The organism is Streptococcus massiliensis DSM 18628, from assembly GCF_000380065.1.
Lineage (GTDB): Bacteria > Bacillota > Bacilli > Lactobacillales > Streptococcaceae > Streptococcus > Streptococcus massiliensis.
The window spans coordinates 1-19,959 of the sequence record NZ_KB904388.1 but is presented as its reverse complement, the minus strand read 5'-3'; the positions used below and the strand labels follow the sequence as shown (position 1 = coordinate 19,959).

Annotated in this window: 20 protein-coding genes and 2 pseudogenes; 18 read left to right on the top strand and 4 right to left on the bottom strand. The window is 41.2% G+C overall.

Annotated elements, in window-relative coordinates:
• Window positions 1-233, top strand: a 233-nt coding sequence (locus A3I3_RS0105715; protein ID WP_018371776.1) for an ISL3 family transposase, incomplete at its 5' end; no start/stop codon positions are given.
• Between the two features lie 76 nt (window positions 234-309).
• Here the strand turns inward: A3I3_RS0105715 and A3I3_RS11110 are convergent.
• The 4 genes and pseudogenes from A3I3_RS11110 to A3I3_RS10985 all read right to left on the bottom strand — a co-directional run bounded on the left by A3I3_RS11110 (window position 310) and on the right by A3I3_RS10985 (window position 3,373).
• Window positions 310-690 (bottom strand): annotated as a pseudogene (locus tag A3I3_RS11110) (HIT family protein).
• A complete protein-coding gene (locus A3I3_RS0105705; RefSeq protein ID WP_018371774.1) occupies window positions 687-1,358 on the bottom strand; it encodes a potassium channel family protein in 672 nt (223 codons plus the stop codon). Before A3I3_RS0105705 ends, A3I3_RS11110 begins: the two are co-directional and overlap by 4 nt.
• A 36-nt stretch (window positions 1,359-1,394) precedes the next feature.
• The gene (locus A3I3_RS0105700) at window positions 1,395-2,750 is read right to left on the bottom strand and encodes a TrkH family potassium uptake protein (RefSeq protein WP_018371773.1); all 1,356 of its coding nucleotides are present in this window, start codon (window positions 2,748-2,750) and stop codon (window positions 1,395-1,397) included.
• A 458-nt stretch (window positions 2,751-3,208) separates the two neighbouring features.
• A complete protein-coding gene (locus A3I3_RS10985) occupies window positions 3,209-3,373 on the bottom strand; it encodes a hypothetical protein (protein ID WP_018371772.1) in 165 nt (54 codons plus the stop codon).
• Window positions 3,374-3,589: 216 nt separating this feature from the next.
• Between A3I3_RS10985 and rsmH the strand changes: the two genes are divergently transcribed.
• The 17 genes and pseudogenes from rsmH to A3I3_RS0105605 form a co-directional block, all read left to right on the top strand.
• A complete protein-coding gene (gene rsmH, locus A3I3_RS0105685; RefSeq protein WP_018371770.1) occupies window positions 3,590-4,540 on the top strand; it encodes a 16S rRNA (cytosine(1402)-N(4))-methyltransferase RsmH in 951 nt (316 codons plus the stop codon).
• 34 nt (window positions 4,541-4,574) lie between these two features.
• Window positions 4,575-4,898 carry a cell division protein FtsL gene (gene ftsL, locus A3I3_RS0105680; RefSeq protein ID WP_018371769.1) on the top strand — a complete coding sequence of 108 codons (324 nt, stop codon included), beginning with the start codon at window positions 4,575-4,577 and terminating at the stop codon, window positions 4,896-4,898.
• Window positions 4,895-7,144, top strand: a complete 2,250-nt coding sequence (gene pbp2x, locus A3I3_RS0105675; RefSeq protein ID WP_018371768.1) for a penicillin-binding protein PBP2X — start codon at window positions 4,895-4,897, stop codon at window positions 7,142-7,144. The genes ftsL and pbp2x overlap by 4 nt, the downstream gene beginning before the upstream one ends.
• Window position 7,145: 1 nt before the next feature.
• The gene (mraY, locus tag A3I3_RS0105670) at window positions 7,146-8,144 is read left to right on the top strand and encodes a phospho-N-acetylmuramoyl-pentapeptide-transferase (RefSeq protein ID WP_018371767.1); all 999 of its coding nucleotides are present in this window, start codon (window positions 7,146-7,148) and stop codon (window positions 8,142-8,144) included.
• Between the two features lie 18 nt (window positions 8,145-8,162).
• Window positions 8,163-8,348, top strand: coding sequence for a hypothetical protein (locus tag A3I3_RS0105665; RefSeq protein WP_018371766.1), 186 nt, complete (start codon window positions 8,163-8,165; stop codon window positions 8,346-8,348).
• Window positions 8,349-8,445: 97 nt separating this feature from the next.
• Window positions 8,446-9,789 (top strand): DEAD/DEAH box helicase, encoded by a 1,344-nt coding sequence (locus tag A3I3_RS0105660; RefSeq protein WP_018371765.1) that lies wholly within the window; start codon window positions 8,446-8,448, stop codon window positions 9,787-9,789.
• Window positions 9,790-9,886: 97 nt separating this feature from the next.
• Window positions 9,887-10,714: a transporter substrate-binding domain-containing protein gene (locus A3I3_RS0105655; protein ID WP_018371764.1), complete on the top strand. Its 828-nt coding sequence runs from the start codon at window positions 9,887-9,889 to the stop codon at window positions 10,712-10,714.
• Between the two features lie 78 nt (window positions 10,715-10,792).
• The gene (locus A3I3_RS0105650; protein ID WP_018371763.1) at window positions 10,793-11,587 is read left to right on the top strand and encodes an amino acid ABC transporter permease; all 795 of its coding nucleotides are present in this window, start codon (window positions 10,793-10,795) and stop codon (window positions 11,585-11,587) included.
• Window positions 11,587-12,330 (top strand): amino acid ABC transporter ATP-binding protein, encoded by a 744-nt coding sequence (locus A3I3_RS0105645; protein WP_018371762.1) that lies wholly within the window; start codon window positions 11,587-11,589, stop codon window positions 12,328-12,330. Before A3I3_RS0105650 ends, A3I3_RS0105645 begins: the two co-directional genes overlap by 1 nt.
• A gap of 86 nt (window positions 12,331-12,416) precedes the next feature.
• Entirely contained in the window at window positions 12,417-12,641 is a 225-nt protein-coding gene (locus A3I3_RS0105640) for a DUF4059 family protein (protein ID WP_018371761.1), read from the top strand.
• Window positions 12,642-12,706: 65 nt separating this feature from the next.
• Entirely contained in the window at window positions 12,707-13,618 is a 912-nt protein-coding gene (gene trxB, locus A3I3_RS0105635) for a thioredoxin-disulfide reductase (protein WP_018371760.1), read from the top strand.
• A gap of 129 nt (window positions 13,619-13,747) precedes the next feature.
• Window positions 13,748-15,127: an amino acid permease gene (locus A3I3_RS0105630; protein WP_018371759.1), complete on the top strand. Its 1,380-nt coding sequence runs from the start codon at window positions 13,748-13,750 to the stop codon at window positions 15,125-15,127.
• Window positions 15,128-15,213: 86 nt separating this feature from the next.
• The gene (locus A3I3_RS0105625) at window positions 15,214-16,674 is read left to right on the top strand and encodes a nicotinate phosphoribosyltransferase (protein ID WP_018371758.1); all 1,461 of its coding nucleotides are present in this window, start codon (window positions 15,214-15,216) and stop codon (window positions 16,672-16,674) included.
• Entirely contained in the window at window positions 16,671-17,495 is an 825-nt protein-coding gene (gene nadE / locus A3I3_RS0105620) for an ammonia-dependent NAD(+) synthetase (protein WP_018371757.1), read from the top strand. Before A3I3_RS0105625 ends, nadE begins: the two co-directional genes overlap by 4 nt.
• 115 nt (window positions 17,496-17,610) lie before the next feature.
• Window positions 17,611-18,078, top strand: a complete 468-nt coding sequence (locus A3I3_RS0105615; protein ID WP_018371756.1) for a hypothetical protein — start codon at window positions 17,611-17,613, stop codon at window positions 18,076-18,078.
• Window positions 18,079-18,291: 213 nt separating this feature from the next.
• Window positions 18,292-19,629, top strand: coding sequence for an aminopeptidase C (pepC, locus tag A3I3_RS0105610; protein WP_018371755.1), 1,338 nt, complete (start codon window positions 18,292-18,294; stop codon window positions 19,627-19,629).
• A gap of 135 nt (window positions 19,630-19,764) precedes the next feature.
• A pseudogene (locus A3I3_RS0105605) lies at window positions 19,765-19,959 on the top strand (ISL3 family transposase); the annotation flags it as partial.

The window sequence follows — 19,959 nt, the reverse complement described above, 5'->3', positions numbered from 1 at the left end:
TAAATCCTATCTTTCAGACTGTTTTTAAAACCTTTCTCAAGGACAAAGATAAAATTATCAACGCTCTTGAACTCCCTTACTCAAATGCAAAGCTAGAGGCCACTAACAACCTCATCAAAGTCATCAAGCGAAATGCTTTCGGCTTTCGGAACTTTGACAACTTTAAAACTAGAATCCTCATCGCTTTAAATATCAAAAAGGAGAGAACCAATTCGGTTCTCTCCAGGGTATGACTTTGCGTTAACCCACTACAGTTGACAAAGAGCCACATTTTTTATACTGTCCATTATAAGCGGTTCTTTTCATTTTTCATCGTTTTTTATAATTCTGTTTATCAGGTATCAGTCCACGGACACCACCAGTGGGATTTTTCACATCTCCTTGATAACGAGGGATGAGGTGCATGTGACAGTGGAAGATCGTTTGTCCTGCAGATTGACCACAGTTCCAACCAATATTGTAACTGTCGGGTCTAAATTGCTCTTCTAGATAAAACTTTGCTTACCTTGTTAAATCGTTGATTGCAGCAAGTTCCTCCTTACTACAATCAAAGTAGTCTTGCCGATGAACTTTAGGAATAATCAGTAGGTGTCCTGGGCTAACTGGTGATTGATCAAAGAAAGCAAGGGCAAGTTCATTTTCTAACAAAGGAGTAGCTTGACTACAAAAAACACAACTCTTATCCATCATAGGTACCTCGTCACATCTTCAAAATGGTCAACAATTTTGCTATCTGTCACTGCCATGAGAAGTTCATCTTCTTTAAAGACAAAGTCTGGATCAATCTGAACATCAAGGCTACCATCTTCGCGTTTGCGGTAGCCAATGATATTAAGCTTGTAACGCTGGCGGAGGTCAAGTTCACCCAGGCGTTTACCTAACCAGCGCTTAGGTGGGTAAAATTCGATAATAGAGACATTTTTGTCCAGTTGGATGACATCTGTTGTATCGCGATGGAGTAAGTGTTTAGCAAGAGAAATCCCTGTCTCACGCTCAGGTGAGATGACTCGATCCGCTCCAATTTTAGTCAATACTTGACGAGTCGTCTTACTCTTAACCTTAGCAATTACTTTTTCAACTCCTAAAGATTTGCAGTGCATAACAGCGAGGACACTAGACTCTAGATTTTCTCCTGTTGCTACGACGACTGTGTCACAAGTATCAATCCCAGCAGCTTGCAAAAGTTCTTGATCGGTGAAATCTCCCACTACACCGCGCGCAAGGACTGGTTCAAAGTGGTTGATTGCTTCCTCGTGGTCATCTACAGCAATGATGTCGCAATCGTATTTACTGAGGGTGTTAACAATGCTGCGTCCAAAGACACCAAGTCCTAGAACGCCAATCGTACGGTTTGCCATAATATTTTTTCCTTTTTAATCAATAATAGTATAAATTTAACCAACTAAGACATTGGCCTTAGCCTGTTTTATAGTATCTTTTTTATCTGGTTTATGATCTGAAATGCTGACAATCAGAGTCAATGGTCCAATGCGTCCGATAAACATCAGTAGCATGATGACAATTAGCCCAGCTGTACTGAGTGTCGTCGTGACATTGGCAGATACTCCAACTGTTGCGAGGGCAGATACAGTTTCAAATAGTAAATGGATAAAACGATGATTATCTCCTTCAAATAGACTAAGGAAAGTTAAACCAATCAGAAAAGTAAGAGTAAAAACAAATAAGACAGTGAAAGCTTTTTGAGTCGTCTTTTCCGAGAAAGTTCGAGACCGAAAGTTGGTGTAGGGAAGACCCAAGATTTCTGTTCGAGCAAAGGCAATGACAACAAGAAGAGTTGTTATTTTCAAACCACCAGCAGTTCCTCCGGGGGCTCCTCCGATAAACATTTGTAGTGAGTAGAGCAGTAAGGTTACCGAATGAGCTTGTGTGTAGTCAATGCTGGAGAATCCCGCCGTTCTCATGCTAACACATTGGAAAAAGCTGACTAGTAATTTATTACCAAAGCTGAGATTGCCAATAGTGGCAGGGTTATTATATTCAGTAATAAGAGTCAAAATAGTTCCGGTTGCTAGAATAACTCCTGTTAACATCAAGACCACTTTGGTATGAAAACGAAGTCTGCGCGGTCCTTGTTTTGGCCGTACATTGGTCTTGAGATCAAACCAAACGGAAAATCCTAGCCCTCCCATAATAATCAGTGCCGCAACTGTTAAATTGATGAGGGGATCTATCTGATAGGGCGAAAAACTGTTAGCGCTCAGATTATCAAAGCCAGCATTACAGAAAGCTGAAATTGCGATGAAAATAGAAGAGAAAATTCCTTTTCCCCAGCCTAAGAGTGGAACGAAACGAAAACTAAGCAGGAATGCTCCAAGTGCTTCTAAACTAAAGGTAATGAGAAAAATAGCCCGAATAAAATCTTTCATGGATTTGCTTTCATCATGGCTAATACTTTCTTGAATTGTTGTTCGGCTGGAGAAACTAAGTTTTTGCTTACTTCTCACATAAAATAGACCAATAAAGCTGATAAGCCCCAGCCCCCCAATCTGAATCAGCAACATGCAGATGAGTTGCCCCCAAACATTATAGGTATCTGCCACTGCTTTAGTAAATAACCCGGTTACACAAACTGCAGATACGGCTGTAAAGAGGTGATCGATGTAATGGGCAGATGAAGTTGGTACTTGCATCCATGGAAGACTTAGTAAAAGCGATCCGACAAGGATAACCATGGCAAAGCTAAGTAAAATTCGTCGTGCTGGTGTCAGACGCGAAAAAAAACGAAACATATCCTAAAATCCTTTTTAAATGTTGCCTTTATTTTAACATAAATCTAAGAAAAAAGAACTGAAAAGAAAGGTTTTCAATTCCTAAAGCAGAAGAGTAATGTTAGAGAGGCTATCCTATTTTTTTAGTTTATCTCTTCCACTATTTTTCTTAAATGATTTGTAGAGTAGGTAAAAGCATGCCGCAAGAACTGCCGCAGCCAACCAGAAAATAGTCGGTTCAGTTGTTGTGAAAAAGAGATACAGACTGATACTAAAAGGGAGTAAAGCTATTAACAGAATTCGTTTGGTAGAGAATTTTTTGAACATATTGCTATTGTACCAAAGGAAAAGCTAAAAAGGCAAGTTCAAAGTCTATTATTTCAAGAATGGAACGTAGGAGAAAAGTGCATATCAAGGTTATAAATGGTCAAATCTGGATGTGTCTGATATAAAGAATCACGCCTGTTATAATCATGTTCTCACTTTCGTTTAAGATTTATGAAGAGCGAGAGCATTCCTAATAAGCCAACTCCAGCTAAAAGCATATTATTATGAGTAAAACCATAAAAAGCTAAATAAATATCGATCGCTAGAATGATAATAATAAAAAATAATTTTATCCTTTTTATATCTTCTTTTTTCATAATTTATCCTTTCTAACTTTAGACATATGGTGCTCATGATTTTTACTATTTTGGGAATAGAGCACCCCTAATGCCTAAAGTATAATCCTTTTTGATAAAAGATGCAATACTGGTGTACATTATATGTCGAATATACTTGCTTCTTTTTTGAGCGATATGCGACAAAATATTTTTTAAATTTTGTTTTGCCCTTGATTGTGTTATAATGATAGAGATATGACAAATGAATTTCATCATGTAACAGTTCTTCTTCATGAAACGATTGACCAGCTTGAGGTGAAAAAAGACGGAATCTATGTGGATGCCACCCTAGGCGGAGCGGGGCACAGTCAGTATCTACTCAGTAAGCTAGGCTCTCAGGGGCATCTTTATGCTTTTGACCAAGACCAGGCGGCGATTGATAATGCCCAAAAGCGCTTGGCACCCTATGTTGAGCAGGGCATGGTGACCTTTATCAAGGACAATTTTCGTAATCTAAAGGCGCGTTTAGAGGAGCTCGGTGTAGAAGAAATTGACGGCATTTGTTATGATTTGGGTGTTTCCAGCCCGCAGCTGGACGAGCGCGAGCGCGGATTTTCCTATAAAAAAGACGCTCCTCTAGATATGCGAATGAATCGCGAGGCAAGTTTGACAGCTCACGAGGTGGTCAATCACTATTCTTATCAAGACTTGGTGCGAATTTTCTTTAAATATGGTGAAGATAAGTTTTCCAAGCAGATTGCCCGCAAGATTGAGCAGGCTAGGGAGAAAAAGACGATTGAAACAACGACGGAGCTGGCAGAGATTATCAAATCAGCCAAGCCCGCTAAGGAATTAAAGAAAAAAGGGCACCCGGCCAAGCAGATTTTTCAGGCGATTCGGATAGCAGTCAATGATGAGCTGGGAGCGGCAGACGAGTCTTTGCAGCAGGCCATTGATTTGCTTGCAGTCGGCGGACGGATTTCAGTCATTACTTTTCATTCTTTGGAAGACCGCTTGACCAAGCAGCTGTTCAAGGAAGCCTCAACGGTCGATGTGCCTAAAGGCTTGCCTTTCATTCCAGAAGATTTGCAGCCCAAGCTAAAATTAGTCAATCGCAAACCTATTTTACCAAGTAAAGAAGAATTAGAGATGAACAACCGCGCTCATTCTGCTAAGTTGCGTGTAGCGCAAAAGATACATAAATAGTAAAAAAGATTAGACAAAAGTATGAGGAAAAACGATGGCAAATGTAAAAAGAGGACGAGTGGAAACCTTACAAGCGCGGGTCAGTAAATTTTCGCGCGTTGAAAAGGCTTTTTATGGATCAATTATCTTGACTGCGCTTATCATGGCGGTGAGCGTAGTTTTCATGCAGACAAAATTACTACAGGTTCAGCGTGATTTAACAACGGTTAATAGTAAAGTGGAGTCTAAGCAAACAGAACTAGATGATGCTAAGCAAGAGGTTAATGAGCTGACTAGACGCAATCGTTTAGGCGAAGTTGCCAGTTCACAGAAAATGACAATTCAAGATAAAAATGTAGTAGTGGTAGGGAAGCCATGAGAAATACGAAGAAAAAATTTCTAGACTATGTGTTGCGTAATCGGATGACACCAGAGGCCAATCGCAAGCGTGTTGGGAAAAATCTCAGCTTGCTTACGGTTTTTCTCTTTTTTATCTTTCTAATTAATTTTGCTATGATCATTGGGACAGACAGCAAGTTTGGTGAGAATTTATCTGAAGGAGCTAAGCGTGTTCACACAACGGAGCTAAAAGTGCCTGCGACACGGGGCACGATTTATGACCGAAACGGCAACGTCATCGCAGAGGACTCAACGACCTATAATGTTTATGCGGTGATTGATAAGGAATATAAATCAGCTGCGGGAAAGATTCTTTATGTAAAACCTTCTCAGTATAGTAAGGTAGCGGAGATTTTCAAGAATCGCCTCGGTATGGATGAAGCCTATGTCAAGGAGCAACTATCACGAAAAAAACTAAAGCAAGTTTCTTTTGGTGGTAAAGGAAATGGCATCACCTATAGTGTTATGACTGCTATTCGTGATGAGATGAAAGCGAACCACATCGAAGGGATTGCCTTTACGACAAGTCCTAGTAGGAGTTATCCAAATGGGATTTTTGCTTCGCAATTTATTGGGCTGGCTCAATTAGTTGAGGACAAAAAAGATGGCAGTAAGACACTTGTTGGGAATACAGGTGGAATAGAGCGGTCATTTAATAAAATATTAGCTGGGACAGACGGGGTAACGACTTACGAAAAAGATAAAAATGGGAATATCGTGCCCGGGTCTGAACAAGTTTCCACTCGTAAAGTAGATGGAAAAGATGTTTACACCACTCTTTCGAGTACCCTGCAAAATGATTTAGAAATCCGAATGGATGCTTTTCAAGAAAAGGCTAAAGGCCGCTATGTGAGTGCTACCTTAGTAGCTGCGAAAACAGGAGAAATTCTTGCGACCACCCAGCGGCCAACCTATAATGCTGATACGAAAGAAGGGCTTGATAAGAATAGTATCGGCTCAGACCTACTCTATCAAAGCAATTATGAGCCGGGTTCAACTCTAAAAGTCATGACTCTAGCTTCAGCTATCGACAGTGGCAATTTCAACACAACGGAATACTACTTTAACGATCAGTTGCGAATTGCCGATGCGGTCATAAAAGACTGGGATGTCAATATGGGAATAGCCTCTGGGCGGACTCTTAATTTTGCTCAAGCCTTTGCCTATTCTAGTAACATAGGGATGACTATGTTGGAACAAAAAATGGGTGATGCCAAATGGATGGATTATTTGAGCAAATTTAAATTTGGTATGCGTACTCGTTTTGGTCTTTTGGACGAGTCTTCTGGCTCGCTTCCAACAGACAATATTGTCAGTCGTGCTATGAGTTCTTTTGGACAAGGGATTGCTGTTACTCAGATTCAAATGCTTCGAGCTTTCTTGTCTATCGCCAACAACGGGGTAATGATTGAGCCCAAGTTTATTTCAGCCATTTATGATAATGCCAATGATAGTGCTCGTCAAAGTGAACGTGAGGTCGTGGGAAATCCAGTGTCAAAAGACGCTGCCAGCCAAACGCGTAATTACATGATTACCGTCGGAACAGATCCTAACTTTGGGACGCTCCAAGTAAATGGTGTCCCAATTATTCAAGTAGGAAATTACAAGGTTGCTGTTAAGTCAGGAACAGCCCAAATTCCAGAAAATGGGACCTATCTAGAAGGTGATACAAATACACTTAACTCAGTTGTCGCTATGGTTCCAGCAGAGGATCCAGAATTTATTATGTATGTGACGGTACAACAGCCAGAGCACTGGTCGCCAACTTTTTGGGAAACAGTTGTAAATCCGATTTTGGAAGAAGCAACGATAATGAAGGATACACTAAATCTAACAACTCCTTCTGATAGATTAGATGCGACGACTAAGGAAACAAAATATAAATTGCCAAGTACAAAAGACCGTGTTCCGGGGGATTTTGCAGCCGAGATGCGACGTAACTTAGTGCAGCCTATTATCTTAGGCAATGGCAGTCAAATTAAAGAAGTATCTGTCAAAAAAGGTAGTAATTTAAAAGCAAATCAACAAATTTTAATCCGAACAAATGATATCTCTGAAATGCCAGATATGTATGGATGGACTAAGGAGAATGTTGAAACATTTGCTAAGTGGATGGATATTGAGGTAACCTTCTCTGGTCAAGGTTCAACTGTCGTCAAGCAAAATGTTGCTACAAATACTTCGCTGAAAAAAATTAAAAAAATGAAGATTACTCTAGGAGACTAATATGTTTATAGCAAGCGTAGCAGGAATTTTAACTCTTGCGATCACTTTAGTAGGGATTCCAATTTTTATTCGAGTCTATCATAAGGCTCATATTTCTGGGCAGCAGATGCACGAAGATGTTATTCAGCACCAAGCCAAAGCGGGTACGCCAACTATGGGCGGCTTGGTCTTTCTGCTAGCTAGCGTTTTGATTAGCTTTTTTACGGCACTTATAACGAGTAATCTGACAAGTACGGTACTAGTTGTTCTTTTCATCTTGGTGCTTTATGGAGCCGTTGGTTTTCTTGATGATTTTCTTAAGATTTTCCGGAAAATCAATGAGGGGCTTAATCCCAAACAAAAGTTGCTCTTTCAGATTATTGGGGGAATCGTTTTCTATCTCTTTTATGATCATCATGGTGCAGGCGATATGCTCAATGTCTTTGGTTTTCCAGTTCATTTAGGTTTCTCCTATGTATTTTTTGCACTTTTTTGGCTGGTTGGTTTTTCTAATGCGGTCAATTTGACTGATGGAATTGATGGATTGGCAAGTATCTCTGTCGTTATTAGCCTTGCTGCTTATGCGGTCATTGCACTAGAACAAAAGCGCCTTGATATTTTGATTGTTATTTTGAGTATGATTGGCGGTTTGCTAGGTTTCTTTGTCTTCAACCATAAACCTGCTAAGGTCTTTATGGGTGATGTGGGAAGTCTCGCTCTTGGTGGGATGCTAGCTGCCATTTCTATTGCTCTGCATCAGGAATGGACCCTGCTCTTGATTGGCCTCGTCTATGTGCTTGAGACTAGCTCAGTCATGCTACAGGTCACTTATTTTAAGTACACCAAGAAAAAATATGGCGCAGGTCGTCGGATTTTTCGGATGACACCTTTTCATCATCATCTTGAGTTAGGTGGCTTGTCGGGGAATGGCCCTAAATGGTCTGAATGGAAGGTTGACTTTTTCCTCTGGGGAATTGGTCTTGCCATGAGTTTGATTACACTAGCAATTTTGTATTTGTAAAGAGAGGTTTGATGTTTTATGGTTAAAAGAAAATGGGCTTTAGTAGTAGCCATTATCTGTACAATTTATGCACCCTATACGCTTTATAAAATGTTAATGATAGATTCGGCAGTAGAGCCTGCTTACAGACTTGGGGAAATAACAAGCATTATTGGTTTGCCAGTTTTCTTCTACTTCCTAGCATTTTACAAAAAGAAAAAATAAAAGGTAAGAGACTGCTCCGACGGTCTCTTTTTTCACCCAAGCAGAAAGTCCGTTTTTTTGCTATAATAGAGAGAGTTATCGAAGAATAGAGGTCAAGATGAAATTTACGGATTTTAATTTTAAGGAATACATTCAAAGAGCACTGGCGGATTTGAACTTTGTCGAGGCGACCGAAGTGCAGGAAAAGCTGATACCGGTCGTCTTATCAGGGCGCGACTTGGTCGGTGAATCAAAAACGGGATCTGGCAAGACCCACACGTTCTTGCTGCCGATTTTTCAGGAATTGGACGAAGAAAACAAGGCGGTGCAAGCGGTGATTACGGCACCTAGTCGTGAGTTAGCCAGCCAGATTTATCAAGCGGCGCGGCAGATTGCCAACTTTTCTGACCAAGATATTCAGGTTTCAAACTTTGTCGGAGGGACGGATAAAGCGCGGCAAATTGAGAAATTGCAGCACAGTCAGCCGCAGATTGTTGTCGGGACGCCGGGGCGGATTTATGACTTGGTGCAGTCGGGGCATTTAGCCATTCACAAGGCGCATACTTTTGTGGTGGACGAGGCGGATATGACCCTTGACATGGGCTTTTTGGCAACGGTGGACAAGATTGCTGCCAGCCTCCCCAAAGACTTGCAATTTCTGGTTTTCTCAGCCACCATTCCGCAAAAATTGCAGCCTTTTTTGAAAAAATACCTGTCTCAGCCGGTCATTGAGCAAATCAAAACCAAGACCGTCATTTCAGACACGATTGAAAATTGGTTGATTTCGACCAAGGGGCGCGATAAAAATGCACAAATTTATGAAATCAGCCAGCTCTTGCAGCCTTATTTGGCGATGATTTTTGTCAATACCAAGACGCGGGCGGATGATTTACATGCTTATCTGAGTGAGCAAGGCTTGAAGGTTGCTAAAATTCACGGAGACATCGCTCCGCGCGAGCGCAAGCGCATCATGAACCAAGTCAAAAATCTTGATTTTGAGTATATTGTGGCGACGGATTTGGCGGCGCGTGGTATTGATATTGAAGGCGTCAGCCATGTCATCAACGATGCCATTCCGCAGGACTTGTCTTTCTTTGTGCACCGCGTCGGACGGACAGGGCGCAATGGACTTGCTGGCACAGCCATTACCCTCTACCAACCGAGCGATGACTCAGACATCCGCGAGCTGGAAAAAATGGGTATTAAATTTTTGCCAAAAATGATAAAAAATGGCGAATTTGTCGACACCTATGACCGTGACCGCCGTCTCAATCGTGAAAAAACGCGCGAAAAGCTGGATAATGAGATGCTGGGCTTGGTCAAGAAGAAAAAGAAGAAAATCAAGCCGGGCTACAAGAAGAAAATCCAGTGGGCGGTCAATGAGAAGCGGCGCAAGACCAAACGGGCGGAAAATCGGGCGCGTGGTCGAGCCGAACGCAAGGCCAAACGCCAGACTTTCTAGGGCTATAAAAAATAACTATCACCTCTATAAAGAATTTGTATTAGGCAAATTCTTTTTTGCATGTTAAACTAAAGGAATGTAGAGACGAGGTAAAAAGATGAAATTTAAAAAAAGTTTAGCCGCATGTTTTGCTTTCACAGCCCTATTTGTAGCGGGTTGTTCCCAACAGACAAGTAATCAGGCAGGCGGTAGTCAAAAAAACGTGACCGTAGCAACGGATTCAGATACGGCGCCTTTTACCTTTAAGGAAAAGGATGACTTTAAGGGCTATGATATTGACTTGGTCAAGGCGATTTTCAAGGATAGCAAGGAATACAAGGTCGAATTTCAGACGGTTCCTTTTTCTTCTATCTTGACCGGGGTTGACTCTGGGCGTTATCAGCTGGTGGCAAATAACATCAACTACAATGAAGAAAGAGCGCAAAAATATCTCTTTTCAGACCCTGTTTCGCTGTCGAATTATGCCATTGTCAGCAAGAACGGCGATTTAGACAGCTTTGACAAGCTCTCAGGCAAGACCGCAGAGGCGCTGCCGGGCTCGAATTATGCCCAGGCGCTGGAGAATTGGAACAAGGAACATCCTGACAAGACCCCGATTCAGGTCAATTATGTCTCTGACAAGACCGGGCTTGCTCAGCGTTTGCAAAATATCGAAAATGGGAAAATCGATTTTATCCTGTATGACGCCATTTCTGCCAAATATGTTGTCAAAGACCAAGGGCTAAATCTCTCGGTGGCCAATTTGAAAGACAAGGTTGGCTCCAATAAAGACGGCGTGGAATACTTCCTTTTTGCCAAGGATAAAGAGGGCGAAGAGCTGGCTCAGTTTGTCAATAAGCGAATTGCCAGCCTGAAAAAAGACGGCACCATGAAAAAGCTGAGTGAGCAATATTTCGGCGGTGATTTTGTTTCAGGCCTTGAATAAATGTTGTAATCATAATTGTTGCAACAAGTTGACAGATGTGTTAAACTGCTAGTAAAAAGTACGAAAGGAAAAGATAAGATGACATTCCCTCTGATTGTAGGAGATTGGTATAGTGATGTTATGAAAAGTATTCCAGATGGTCAGCTTTTCAGTTTGCGCGCGGTTTTTGACGGGCTGCCAAGGATTATTGAAAAATTACCGACCACCCTGTTGTTGACAGCAGGAGGTGCTTTGTTTGGGATCCTTTTAGCACTGGTTTTTGCTATCGTAAAGATTAATCGTGTAAAAGTATTGTATCCAATCCAAGTGGTTTTTGTCAGTTTTTTGAGAGGAACTCCGATACTTGTGCAGCTTATGCTAACTTATTATGGGATTCCGCTTGTGCTCAAGGCTCTAAACCTCCGCTATGGCACTCACTTTGATATTAATAGCATTCCTGCTTCAGTTTTTGCGGTTGTTGCCTTTGCTTTCAATGAAGCGGCTTATGCCAGCGAAACCATTCGGGCGGCGATTTTGTCGGTCAACGAGGGAGAGATTGAAGCGGCACGCAGCCTTGGTATGACTAATGCCCAGGTTTATCGCCGAGTGATTATTCCTAACGCTGCAGTTGTTGCGACACCAACCCTGATTAACTCCTTGATTGGCTTGACCAAGGGGACTTCGCTAGCTTTCAGTGCGGGAGTTGTTGAAGTATTTGCCCAAGCACAAATTTTAGGTGGTGCAGACTATCGTTACTTTGAACGCTTTATTTCAGTTGCCTTAGTCTACTGGGTAGTTAATATTGTGATTGAAATGTTCGGTCGTTGGATTGAAGGCAGGATGGAAATTCCAGTGCCAGATACAAATGCCATTACGAAAGGAGATCTTATCTGATGATTATAATTTCACATTTAAGTAAGTCCTTTTCAGGTCAGAAAGTTTTGGATGATTTGAGTTTAACGATTGAAAAAGGCGAGGTGATTGCTTTAATTGGTTCATCCGGTGCAGGAAAATCAACCTTCTTGCGCAGCCTCAATTATCTAGAGAAGCCTGACAGTGGCTCCATTGAAATTGACGATTTTAAGGTCGATTTTGCTACGATTTCCAAGGAAGAAATTTTGACTTTGCGGCGAAAATTGTCCATGGTTTTCCAGCAATTTAATCTTTTTGGTCGCAAAACTGCTCTAGATAATGTCAAAGAAGGCTTGCTGGTCGTCAAAAAGTTATCCAAGGAAGAAGCCACAAAAATTGCCAAAGAAGAATTGGCAAAAGTTGGCTTGTCTGACCGCGAAAACCACTATCCAAGACACTTGTCCGGTGGGCAAAAGCAGCGGGTGGCTTTGGCGCGAGCACTGGCCATGAAGCCAGATGTTTTGCTGCTAGATGAGCCTACATCGGCACTAGACCCAGAGTTGGTCGGCGAGGTGCAAAAATCCATTGCTGACGCAGCTAAGTCGGGTCAAACCATGGTTTTGGTCAGCCACGACATGTCTTTTGTGGCTCAAGTGGCGGACAAGGTTCTCTTTTTGGACAAGGGACATATCATTGAGTCAGGTACGCCTGATGACATTATCAATCATCCCAAGGAAGAAAGAACCAAGGAATTTTTTGCCAATTACAAACGAACTTTTGCTTAATATGGTATAATAAGGGCTGGGTGATTCTCAGTCTTTTTTTCATAACTTGACTTTGTTACCACTATTTTGAAGAATAAGAGTAAAGTATGTTACAACAAATTTTATCAGTTTATATAGAGGCTTTAATTATAACCAGTATTTTAGTGGCTGTGGCGGCTGGTTTGTGGATTGGTTGGCGGGTTATGCGCCACAAAGATAAAACAGCTAAAGAACGGCAGTCACATCTTTTTGATGTTCTGCTAATTGCCATTATGACAACTCCGATTTTAACTTTTGCCACAGTTGGGATCATCATGGTCTTGCGAGCGTAAGATTTGCAAAAATAATCTACAAGCATTAGAATGATTAGTAATCACAACAGAAAGAAGAACTATTTATGTACGATACGATTATTATTGGAAGTGGCCCTGCTGGCATGACTGCTGCCCTTTATGCGGCTCGTAGCAATCTAAAAGTTGCACTTTTAGAGCGAGGTATCCCTGGCGGTCAGATGAACAATACGGCGGATATCGAAAATTATCCGGGTTATGCCAATATTTCTGGCCCAGAATTATCCGAAAAGATGTTTGAACCTCTCGAAGGTCTTGGAGTTGAATACCTTTGGGGAAATGTTCAAGCGATTGAAGATAAGGGCACTTATAAAGAAATTACAACGGACGATGGACGACTTGAAACCAAGTCTGTTATCATCGCGACAGGCGCTAGCCACAGACTTTTAGGGGTTGCTGGTGAAGAAGAATATAATAGTCGAGGTGTCTCTTATTGTGCAGTTTGTGATGGGGCATTTTTCCGAGACGAGGATATTCTAGTCGTTGGTGGTGGTGATTCTGCTGTTGAGGAAGCACTTTTTCTAACTCAGTTTGGAAAAACTGTAACCATTGTTCACCGCCGCAATGAACTGAGAGCCCAAAAAGTATTGCAAGAGCGTGCTTTTGCAAATGAAAAGATTTCTTTTATTTGGGACAGCGTTGTCAAGGAAATCAAAGGAGACGACAGACGCGTAACTGCTGTTGAATTGGAAAATGTCAAGACAGGAGAGGTCACAACTAAGGAAGTTGGCGCCGTCTTTATCTACGTCGGACTAGATGCGGCGAGTGATTTTCTCAAAAATTTAGAAATCACAGATGAAAACGGTTGGGTGATCACAGATGATCAAATGAGAACATCTCGAGCTGGGATTTTTGCTGTCGGCGATATTCGCCAGAAGCACCTTCGCCAAATTACAACTGCCGTCGGTGATGGAGCTGTCGCAGGTCAAGGAGTTTATGACTATATTCAAAATATGTAAGCAAGACTGGGTGACCAGTCTTCTTTTTAAAAAAGAAATTTTCAGAAAATTACAAATAAATTTCAAGTTTCCTCTTCCCAAATGACCAAAAATGTAGTAAAATGGGAAAATACAGAAAAGGAGAGTTTCATGTCTGAAAAAAATAAACATCCTCATAAAAATGGTTTAAAGAGAGGACTGAAAAACCGACATGTGCAGCTAATTGCGATTGCTGGAACGATTGGAACAGGTCTCTTTTTGGGAGCTGGACGAACTATCAATTTGACCGGACCATCAATTCTTTTGGTTTATACCTTGACTGGGGGTTTCATGTACCTCATGATGCGTGCGATTGGTGAAATGCTTTATTATGATCCCGATCAGCATACTTTCATCAATTTTATTACTAAATATTTAGGCAATGGCTGGGGTTATTTCTCAGGCTGGTCCTACTGGATTTCCCTGATTTGCATAGGAATGGCAGATATTACAGCCGTAGCCAAGTACGTTCAATATTGGTTTCCTACTTGGCCTTCATGGGCAATTCAGTTGGTTTTTCTAGCGATTCTTAGTTCAGTCAATCTCATCGCTGTACGAATTTTCGGGGAAGTTGAATTTTGGTTTGCTATGATTAAGATCGTTGCGATTCTAGCTTTGATTGCAACGGCAATTTTCATGGCTTTAACTGGTTTTGAAACACCTCACGGGGCAGTGGGGCTTCACAATATTTTTGACAATTTCAGTCTGTTCCCCAATGGTTGGGTTAGCTTTGTAATGGCTTTTCAAATGGTTTTCTTCGCCTATCAGGCTATCGAATTTATTGGAATTACAACCTCAGAAACGGCCAATCCGCGGCAGGTTTTACCGAAAGCAATTAAGGAAATTCCCCTACGAATTGTCCTTTTCTATGGAGGGTCTCTCCTTGCCATCATGACCATTATCCCTTGGCGACAATTATCTGCGACTGAATCGCCTTTTGTAACAGTTTTTCAGCTTGCAGGAGTCAAATGGGCAGCAGCTTTGATTAACTTTGTGGTTTTGACCTCAGCGGCCTCCGCGTTGAACTCGGCTTTGTATTCGACTGGGCGTCATCTTTATCAAATTGCTCTTGAAACGCCAAATAAACTTTTGCTCAAACTAGGGGCAAACAAGTTATCTCGTCAGCATGTGCCTCAGAATGCTATTTTAGTGTCGGTTGCAACGATCGCCTTGGCAGCTTTGATCAATGTTCTTCCGGGTGTATCCGATTCATTTTCTTTAATTGCAGCTTCCTCATCTGGCGTTTATATTGCTATCTATACGTTGACTATGATCGCACACTTGCGTTATCGTAAGTCAGAGGATTTCTTGTCAGATGGTTACCTTATGCCGGCTTACAAAATTCTTAACCCTTTAACCATGGTCTTTTTTTCCTTTGTTTTTGTAACGATGTTCTTGCAAGAATCAACGCTCAAGGGCGCTATTGGATCAGTTATCTGGATTGTCATTTTAGGGCTTTATAGTCAGTATAAATTTAAAAATAAAAATTAATTTTGCGGCCTTGTAGAAGGCTGCTTTTTTCCTTGAGGGAATTGTGGTATAATAGTAAGAAAATGAACAAGTAAAAGAGGTTTATTATGTACCCAGATGATAGTTTGACCTTGCATACAGATTTATATCAAATTAATATGATGCAGGTCTATTTTGAACAAGGTATTCAGGATAAGAAAGCAGTTTTTGAGGCTTATTTCCGTCAAAATCCCTTTCACAATGGTTATGCTGTTTTTGCGGGATTAGAGCGGATTATAGGCTATTTGCAAAATTTACATTTTACAGAAAGTGATCTGGCTTATCTCCGCGATCAGGGGTATGCAGAAGACTTTTTGGCCTATTTGGCAAATATGAAGATGGAGTTAACGGTACGTTCAGCACAAGAAGGTGATTTAGTTTTTGCCAATGAACCAATCGTTCAAGTGGAAGGACCGCTGGCTCAGTGTCAGCTGGTCGAAACAGCCTTGCTCAATATTATCAATTACCAGACCTTGGTGGCGACCAAGGCGGCGCGGGTTCGCTCGGTTATTGAGGATGAGCCGCTTATGGAATTCGGTACGAGACGCGCTCAGGAAATGGACGCAGCTATTTGGGGCACTCGGGCTGCGGTGATTGGTGGCGCTGACGGCACCAGTAATGTGCGAGCGGGAAAACTCTTTGACATTCCAGTTCTTGGAACCCATGCCCATTCGTTAGTGCAGGTTTATGGCAATGACTATGAGGCTTTTAAAGCCTATGCTAAAACTCACCACGACTGTGTCTTTTTGGTTGATACATACGACACTCTCCGCTTAGGGGTACCAGCTGCCATTCGTGTGGCTCGTGAACTAGGAGATGAAATTAACTTTCTTGGTGTACGAATTGACTCTGGGGATTTGTCATACATTTCCAAAAAAGTACGTCAGCAGCTAGACGATGCTGGTTTTCCAGATGCAAAAATCTATGCTTCCAATGACTTGGACGAAAACACCATTCTCAATCTGAAGATGCAAAAGGCGAAGATTGATGTCTGGGGTGTAGGTACAAAGCTGATAACTGCTTACGACCAACCAGCGCTTGGTGCAGTCTATAAAATTGTATCTATCGAAGACGATGCTGGGCAAATGCGCGACACAATCAAGTTATCCAGTAATGCAGAAAAAGTTTCGATACCAGGCAAAAAACAGGTTTGGCGGATTACCAGTCGTGAAAAGGGTAAGTCTGAGGGAGACTATATTACCTTTACGGATGTTGATGTGAATGCCATGGATGAAATTTATATGTTCCATCCAACCTACACCTACATTAATAAGACAGTGACAGACTTTGACGCTGTTCCCCTTTTACAATCCATTTTTGAAAATGGTAAGTTGGTTTACGATTTGCCAAGTCTCACTGATATCCAAGTCTATGCACGTCGTGAATTTGACAAACTTTGGGACGAATACAAGCGGGTGCTCAATCCACAACATTATCCTGTTGATTTGGCCAAGGATGTTTGGGACAATAAGATGAATCTGATTGACTGTGTTCGTAGGGAAGCTTACAAGAAAGAGGAAAAGAAATGACTCTCCAAGAAGATATTATCAATCAATTAGGTGTCAAGCCGATCATTGACCCTGAGCAAGAAATTCGCAACTCAATCGATTTTCTCAAAGCCTATCTCTATAAGCACCCTTTTCTCAAATCTTACGTTTTGGGAATTTCTGGCGGTCAGGATTCGACCTTGGCAGGGCGTCTCGCCCAGCTAGCGATTGAGGAAATGCGGGCGGAAACCAAGGATGATAGCTACAAGTTTATCGCGGTGCGCCTGCCTTATGGCGTGCAGCTGGACGAAGCAGATGCTCAGCGAGCGCTGGCTTTTATCCAGCCAGATGTCAGTCTAGTGGTCAATATCAAGGAAAGCGCGGACGCCATGACTCAAGCAGTGGAAGCGACGGGGAGCACAGTTTCTGACTTTAATAAGGGCAATATCAAGGCGCGTAGCCGTATGATTGCCCAGTATGCCCTAGCGGGTAGCCATAGCGGAGCGGTTATCGGAACAGACCATGCTGCCGAGAATATCACTGGTTTTTTCACCAAGTTTGGCGACGGTGGGGCAGATATTTTGCCACTCTTTCGCCTCAATAAGCGGCAGGGCAAGCAGCTTCTGGCTGCCCTTGGTGCCGATTCCGCTCTTTATGAAAAAGTGCCGACGGCTGATTTGGAAGAGGACAAGCCCGGGCTAGCAGACGAAGTTGCCTTAGGTGTGACTTACCGCGATATTGATGATTATCTTGAGGGCAAGGCGATTTCCCAGCAAGCTCAGCAAGTGATTGAAAATTGGTGGAAGAAGACCGAGCACAAGCGTCATCTGCCAATTAGCATTTTTGATGATTTTTGGAAATGAAAAAGAGAGAACTTTCAGTGAGTTGAAGGTTCTCTTTTTAATGTCGAAGAAAGGGGCTTAAAAATGGTGTAATGTTAATTGTAATCAATAAACAAATGAATTTGTGAGGAAAGTTATGAAAAAGATTACATTATTGATGATCTATCTTCTCTTTATTTGGTTTACGTTAGATATTACAGGTCTAAAAATAGGCAGTTCTTTGATAGTTTCATCAGCGTTTAAAGATGAGCCAATTGATCTAATTTTTTGGATTATTTTTCTTATATGTATCCTATTTTTTATCTTTAAGGATAGAATGGGTAGATTTTTACTCGGGATATTTATTTTATTTTGGACGATAATTCAATTTTCTATGTATTTTTCATTTGATGTAAAAGCTATTAAAAAGTATAATATTTTTTTTAATAACACATATCGTTTTTTTCCATTCTCGGAGAAATTTCTCATAAAAGATGCCTACCACATTATATTAGATATTCTGATTTTATGTACACTTATATCTCTTATTATATTTATACTATCTGACTATATAGATGGGAAAAAATATAATAATTTATTCATGAAAAGTATCGATAAATCCTAGTTTGGCTAATTAACACAGGAACAGTAAATCAAAATAGGTTTACTGTTTTTTCCTTACTCAAAATTAGAAAAGAAGAAATAAACGAGGGAATGGAAGAATAGTCACTTCGAAATTCTAAGGTAAAATATTTAGAGCGCCCTTAAGGAATATAAGATTTTTACTTGCACATTTTTCTAAAAGCTTTATAATAGAAAGTATTGAATGGAGGTATTTATGCAATCTTTAAAACAAGATTTTACAGATAAATTGTTTGCTGCTTATGAGGCAAATCCGACTTTTGCAGCAGTAGAAAATGCGGTCAGCCACAATGGGCTTTTGTCATCTTTGGAACGTCGTAGCAGCGAAGCTGAGACAGCGCCAGTCTTTTCTCTTGACTTGACTAAAGATCCTGTCACCAACCAAAAAGCTTCTGGCCGTTGCTGGATGTTTGCAGCTTTGAACACTTTCCGTCATAAGATGATTGGAACTTTCAAACTGGAAGATTTTGAACTTTCTCAAGCTCACACTTTCTTTTGGGATAAGTATGAAAAATCTAACTGGTTTTTGGAACAAGTGCTTGCTACAGCTGACCAAGAATTGACTAGTCGCAAGGTCAAATTTTTACTAGATGTTCCTCAGCAAGACGGTGGTCAATGGGATATGGTTGTAGTACTTTTTGAAAAGTACGGTGTTGTGCCAAAATCTGCCTATCCAGAAAGCAGTGCTTCAAGCAACAGCCGTGAACTCAATCAATATCTTAACAAACTACTTCGTCAAGATGCTCAAATTTTGCGTGATTTCGTAGCAACTGGCGCTGACGCAGCAGCATTGCAAATCAAAAAAGAAGAACTTTTGCAAGAAATTTTCAACTTTTTGGCAATGACCCTAGGCTTGCCACCGCGTGAGTTTGACTTTGCTTATCGTGATAAGGATAATAATTACTACTGCGAACGCAACTTAACTCCACAAGCTTTTTATAAGAAATATGTGGACATCAAACTTTCAGATTATGTGTCTGTCATCAATGCACCAACGGCCGACAAACCTTATGGCAAGTCTTATACAGTTGAGATGTTAGGAAATGTAGCAGGGAGTCGCGATGTACGTTATCTCAACGTGCCAATGGAACGGTTGAAAGAACTAGCTGTTACACAAATGCAGGCAGGCGAAACTGTCTGGTTTGGCTCTGATGTCGGTCAATCAAGCAACCGCAAAAAAGGGATTCTTTCGGCTGCAACTTACGATTTCAAATCTAGCATGAATATTGATCTAGTTCAGGATAAGGCTGGGCGTTTAGATTACAGCGAGAGCCTTATGACTCATGCTATGGTTTTGACAGGGGTTGATTTAGATGAAAATGGTAAGTCACTCAAGTGGAAAGTGGAAAATTCTTGGGGCGATAAAGTTGGTGACAAGGGTTATTTTGTTGCTGACGATGCTTGGATGGATGAGTACACCTACCAAATCGTTGTAAGAAAAGATCTTCTTACTGCTGAAGAGCTAGCTGCCTATAAAGCAGAGCCAATTGTCTTAGCACCATGGGATCCAATGGGAGCTTTGGCAAGTAAATAAGAATAAAAAATCGGCTCTATAATTTCTGTAGTGGGTAAAACCACTGTAGGAATGATGGAGCCTATTTTGTTGTAGAAAAAAAGTCCCATAAGACCTATAATGAAAAGCGATCAAACCATCATTAGAAAGAATCTTATGGAACAATTAAATTTTATCACAAACTTACTCGGAATTAAAGACCCTAACATCACTATTTTAGATTATGTAGATGCTGGAACACATAAAGAAATCATGGCTAAGCTAGATTATCCCGCTCCTAAATGCCCTCACTGCCAAGGACAAATGGCTAAATATGACTTCCAGAAAGAATCGAAAATTCCCTATTTAGAG

Coding starts and splice junctions, on each gene's coding strand:
- nadE (WP_018371757.1), top strand. CDS start 16,671: ATGACTCTCCAAGAAGATATTATCAATCAATTAGGTGTCAAGCCGATC.
- mraY (WP_018371767.1), top strand. CDS start 7,146: ATGTTTATAGCAAGCGTAGCAGGAATTTTAACTCTTGCGATCACTTTA.
- A3I3_RS0105700 (WP_018371773.1), bottom strand. CDS start 2,750: ATGTTTCGTTTTTTTTCGCGTCTGACACCAGCACGACGAATTTTACTT.
- pepC (WP_018371755.1), top strand. CDS start 18,292: ATGCAATCTTTAAAACAAGATTTTACAGATAAATTGTTTGCTGCTTAT.
- A3I3_RS0105640 (WP_018371761.1), top strand. CDS start 12,417: ATGTTACAACAAATTTTATCAGTTTATATAGAGGCTTTAATTATAACC.
- rsmH (WP_018371770.1), top strand. CDS start 3,590: ATGACAAATGAATTTCATCATGTAACAGTTCTTCTTCATGAAACGATT.
- A3I3_RS10985 (WP_018371772.1), bottom strand. CDS start 3,373: ATGAAAAAAGAAGATATAAAAAGGATAAAATTATTTTTTATTATTATC.
- A3I3_RS0105705 (WP_018371774.1), bottom strand. CDS start 1,358: ATGGCAAACCGTACGATTGGCGTTCTAGGACTTGGTGTCTTTGGACGC.
- A3I3_RS0105655 (WP_018371764.1), top strand. CDS start 9,887: ATGAAATTTAAAAAAAGTTTAGCCGCATGTTTTGCTTTCACAGCCCTA.
- A3I3_RS0105630 (WP_018371759.1), top strand. CDS start 13,748: ATGTCTGAAAAAAATAAACATCCTCATAAAAATGGTTTAAAGAGAGGA.
- A3I3_RS0105650 (WP_018371763.1), top strand. CDS start 10,793: ATGACATTCCCTCTGATTGTAGGAGATTGGTATAGTGATGTTATGAAA.
- A3I3_RS0105625 (WP_018371758.1), top strand. CDS start 15,214: ATGTACCCAGATGATAGTTTGACCTTGCATACAGATTTATATCAAATT.
- A3I3_RS0105645 (WP_018371762.1), top strand. CDS start 11,587: ATGATTATAATTTCACATTTAAGTAAGTCCTTTTCAGGTCAGAAAGTT.
- A3I3_RS0105665 (WP_018371766.1), top strand. CDS start 8,163: ATGGTTAAAAGAAAATGGGCTTTAGTAGTAGCCATTATCTGTACAATT.
- A3I3_RS0105615 (WP_018371756.1), top strand. CDS start 17,611: ATGAAAAAGATTACATTATTGATGATCTATCTTCTCTTTATTTGGTTT.
- ftsL (WP_018371769.1), top strand. CDS start 4,575: ATGGCAAATGTAAAAAGAGGACGAGTGGAAACCTTACAAGCGCGGGTC.
- A3I3_RS0105660 (WP_018371765.1), top strand. CDS start 8,446: ATGAAATTTACGGATTTTAATTTTAAGGAATACATTCAAAGAGCACTG.
- trxB (WP_018371760.1), top strand. CDS start 12,707: ATGTACGATACGATTATTATTGGAAGTGGCCCTGCTGGCATGACTGCT.
- pbp2x (WP_018371768.1), top strand. CDS start 4,895: ATGAGAAATACGAAGAAAAAATTTCTAGACTATGTGTTGCGTAATCGG.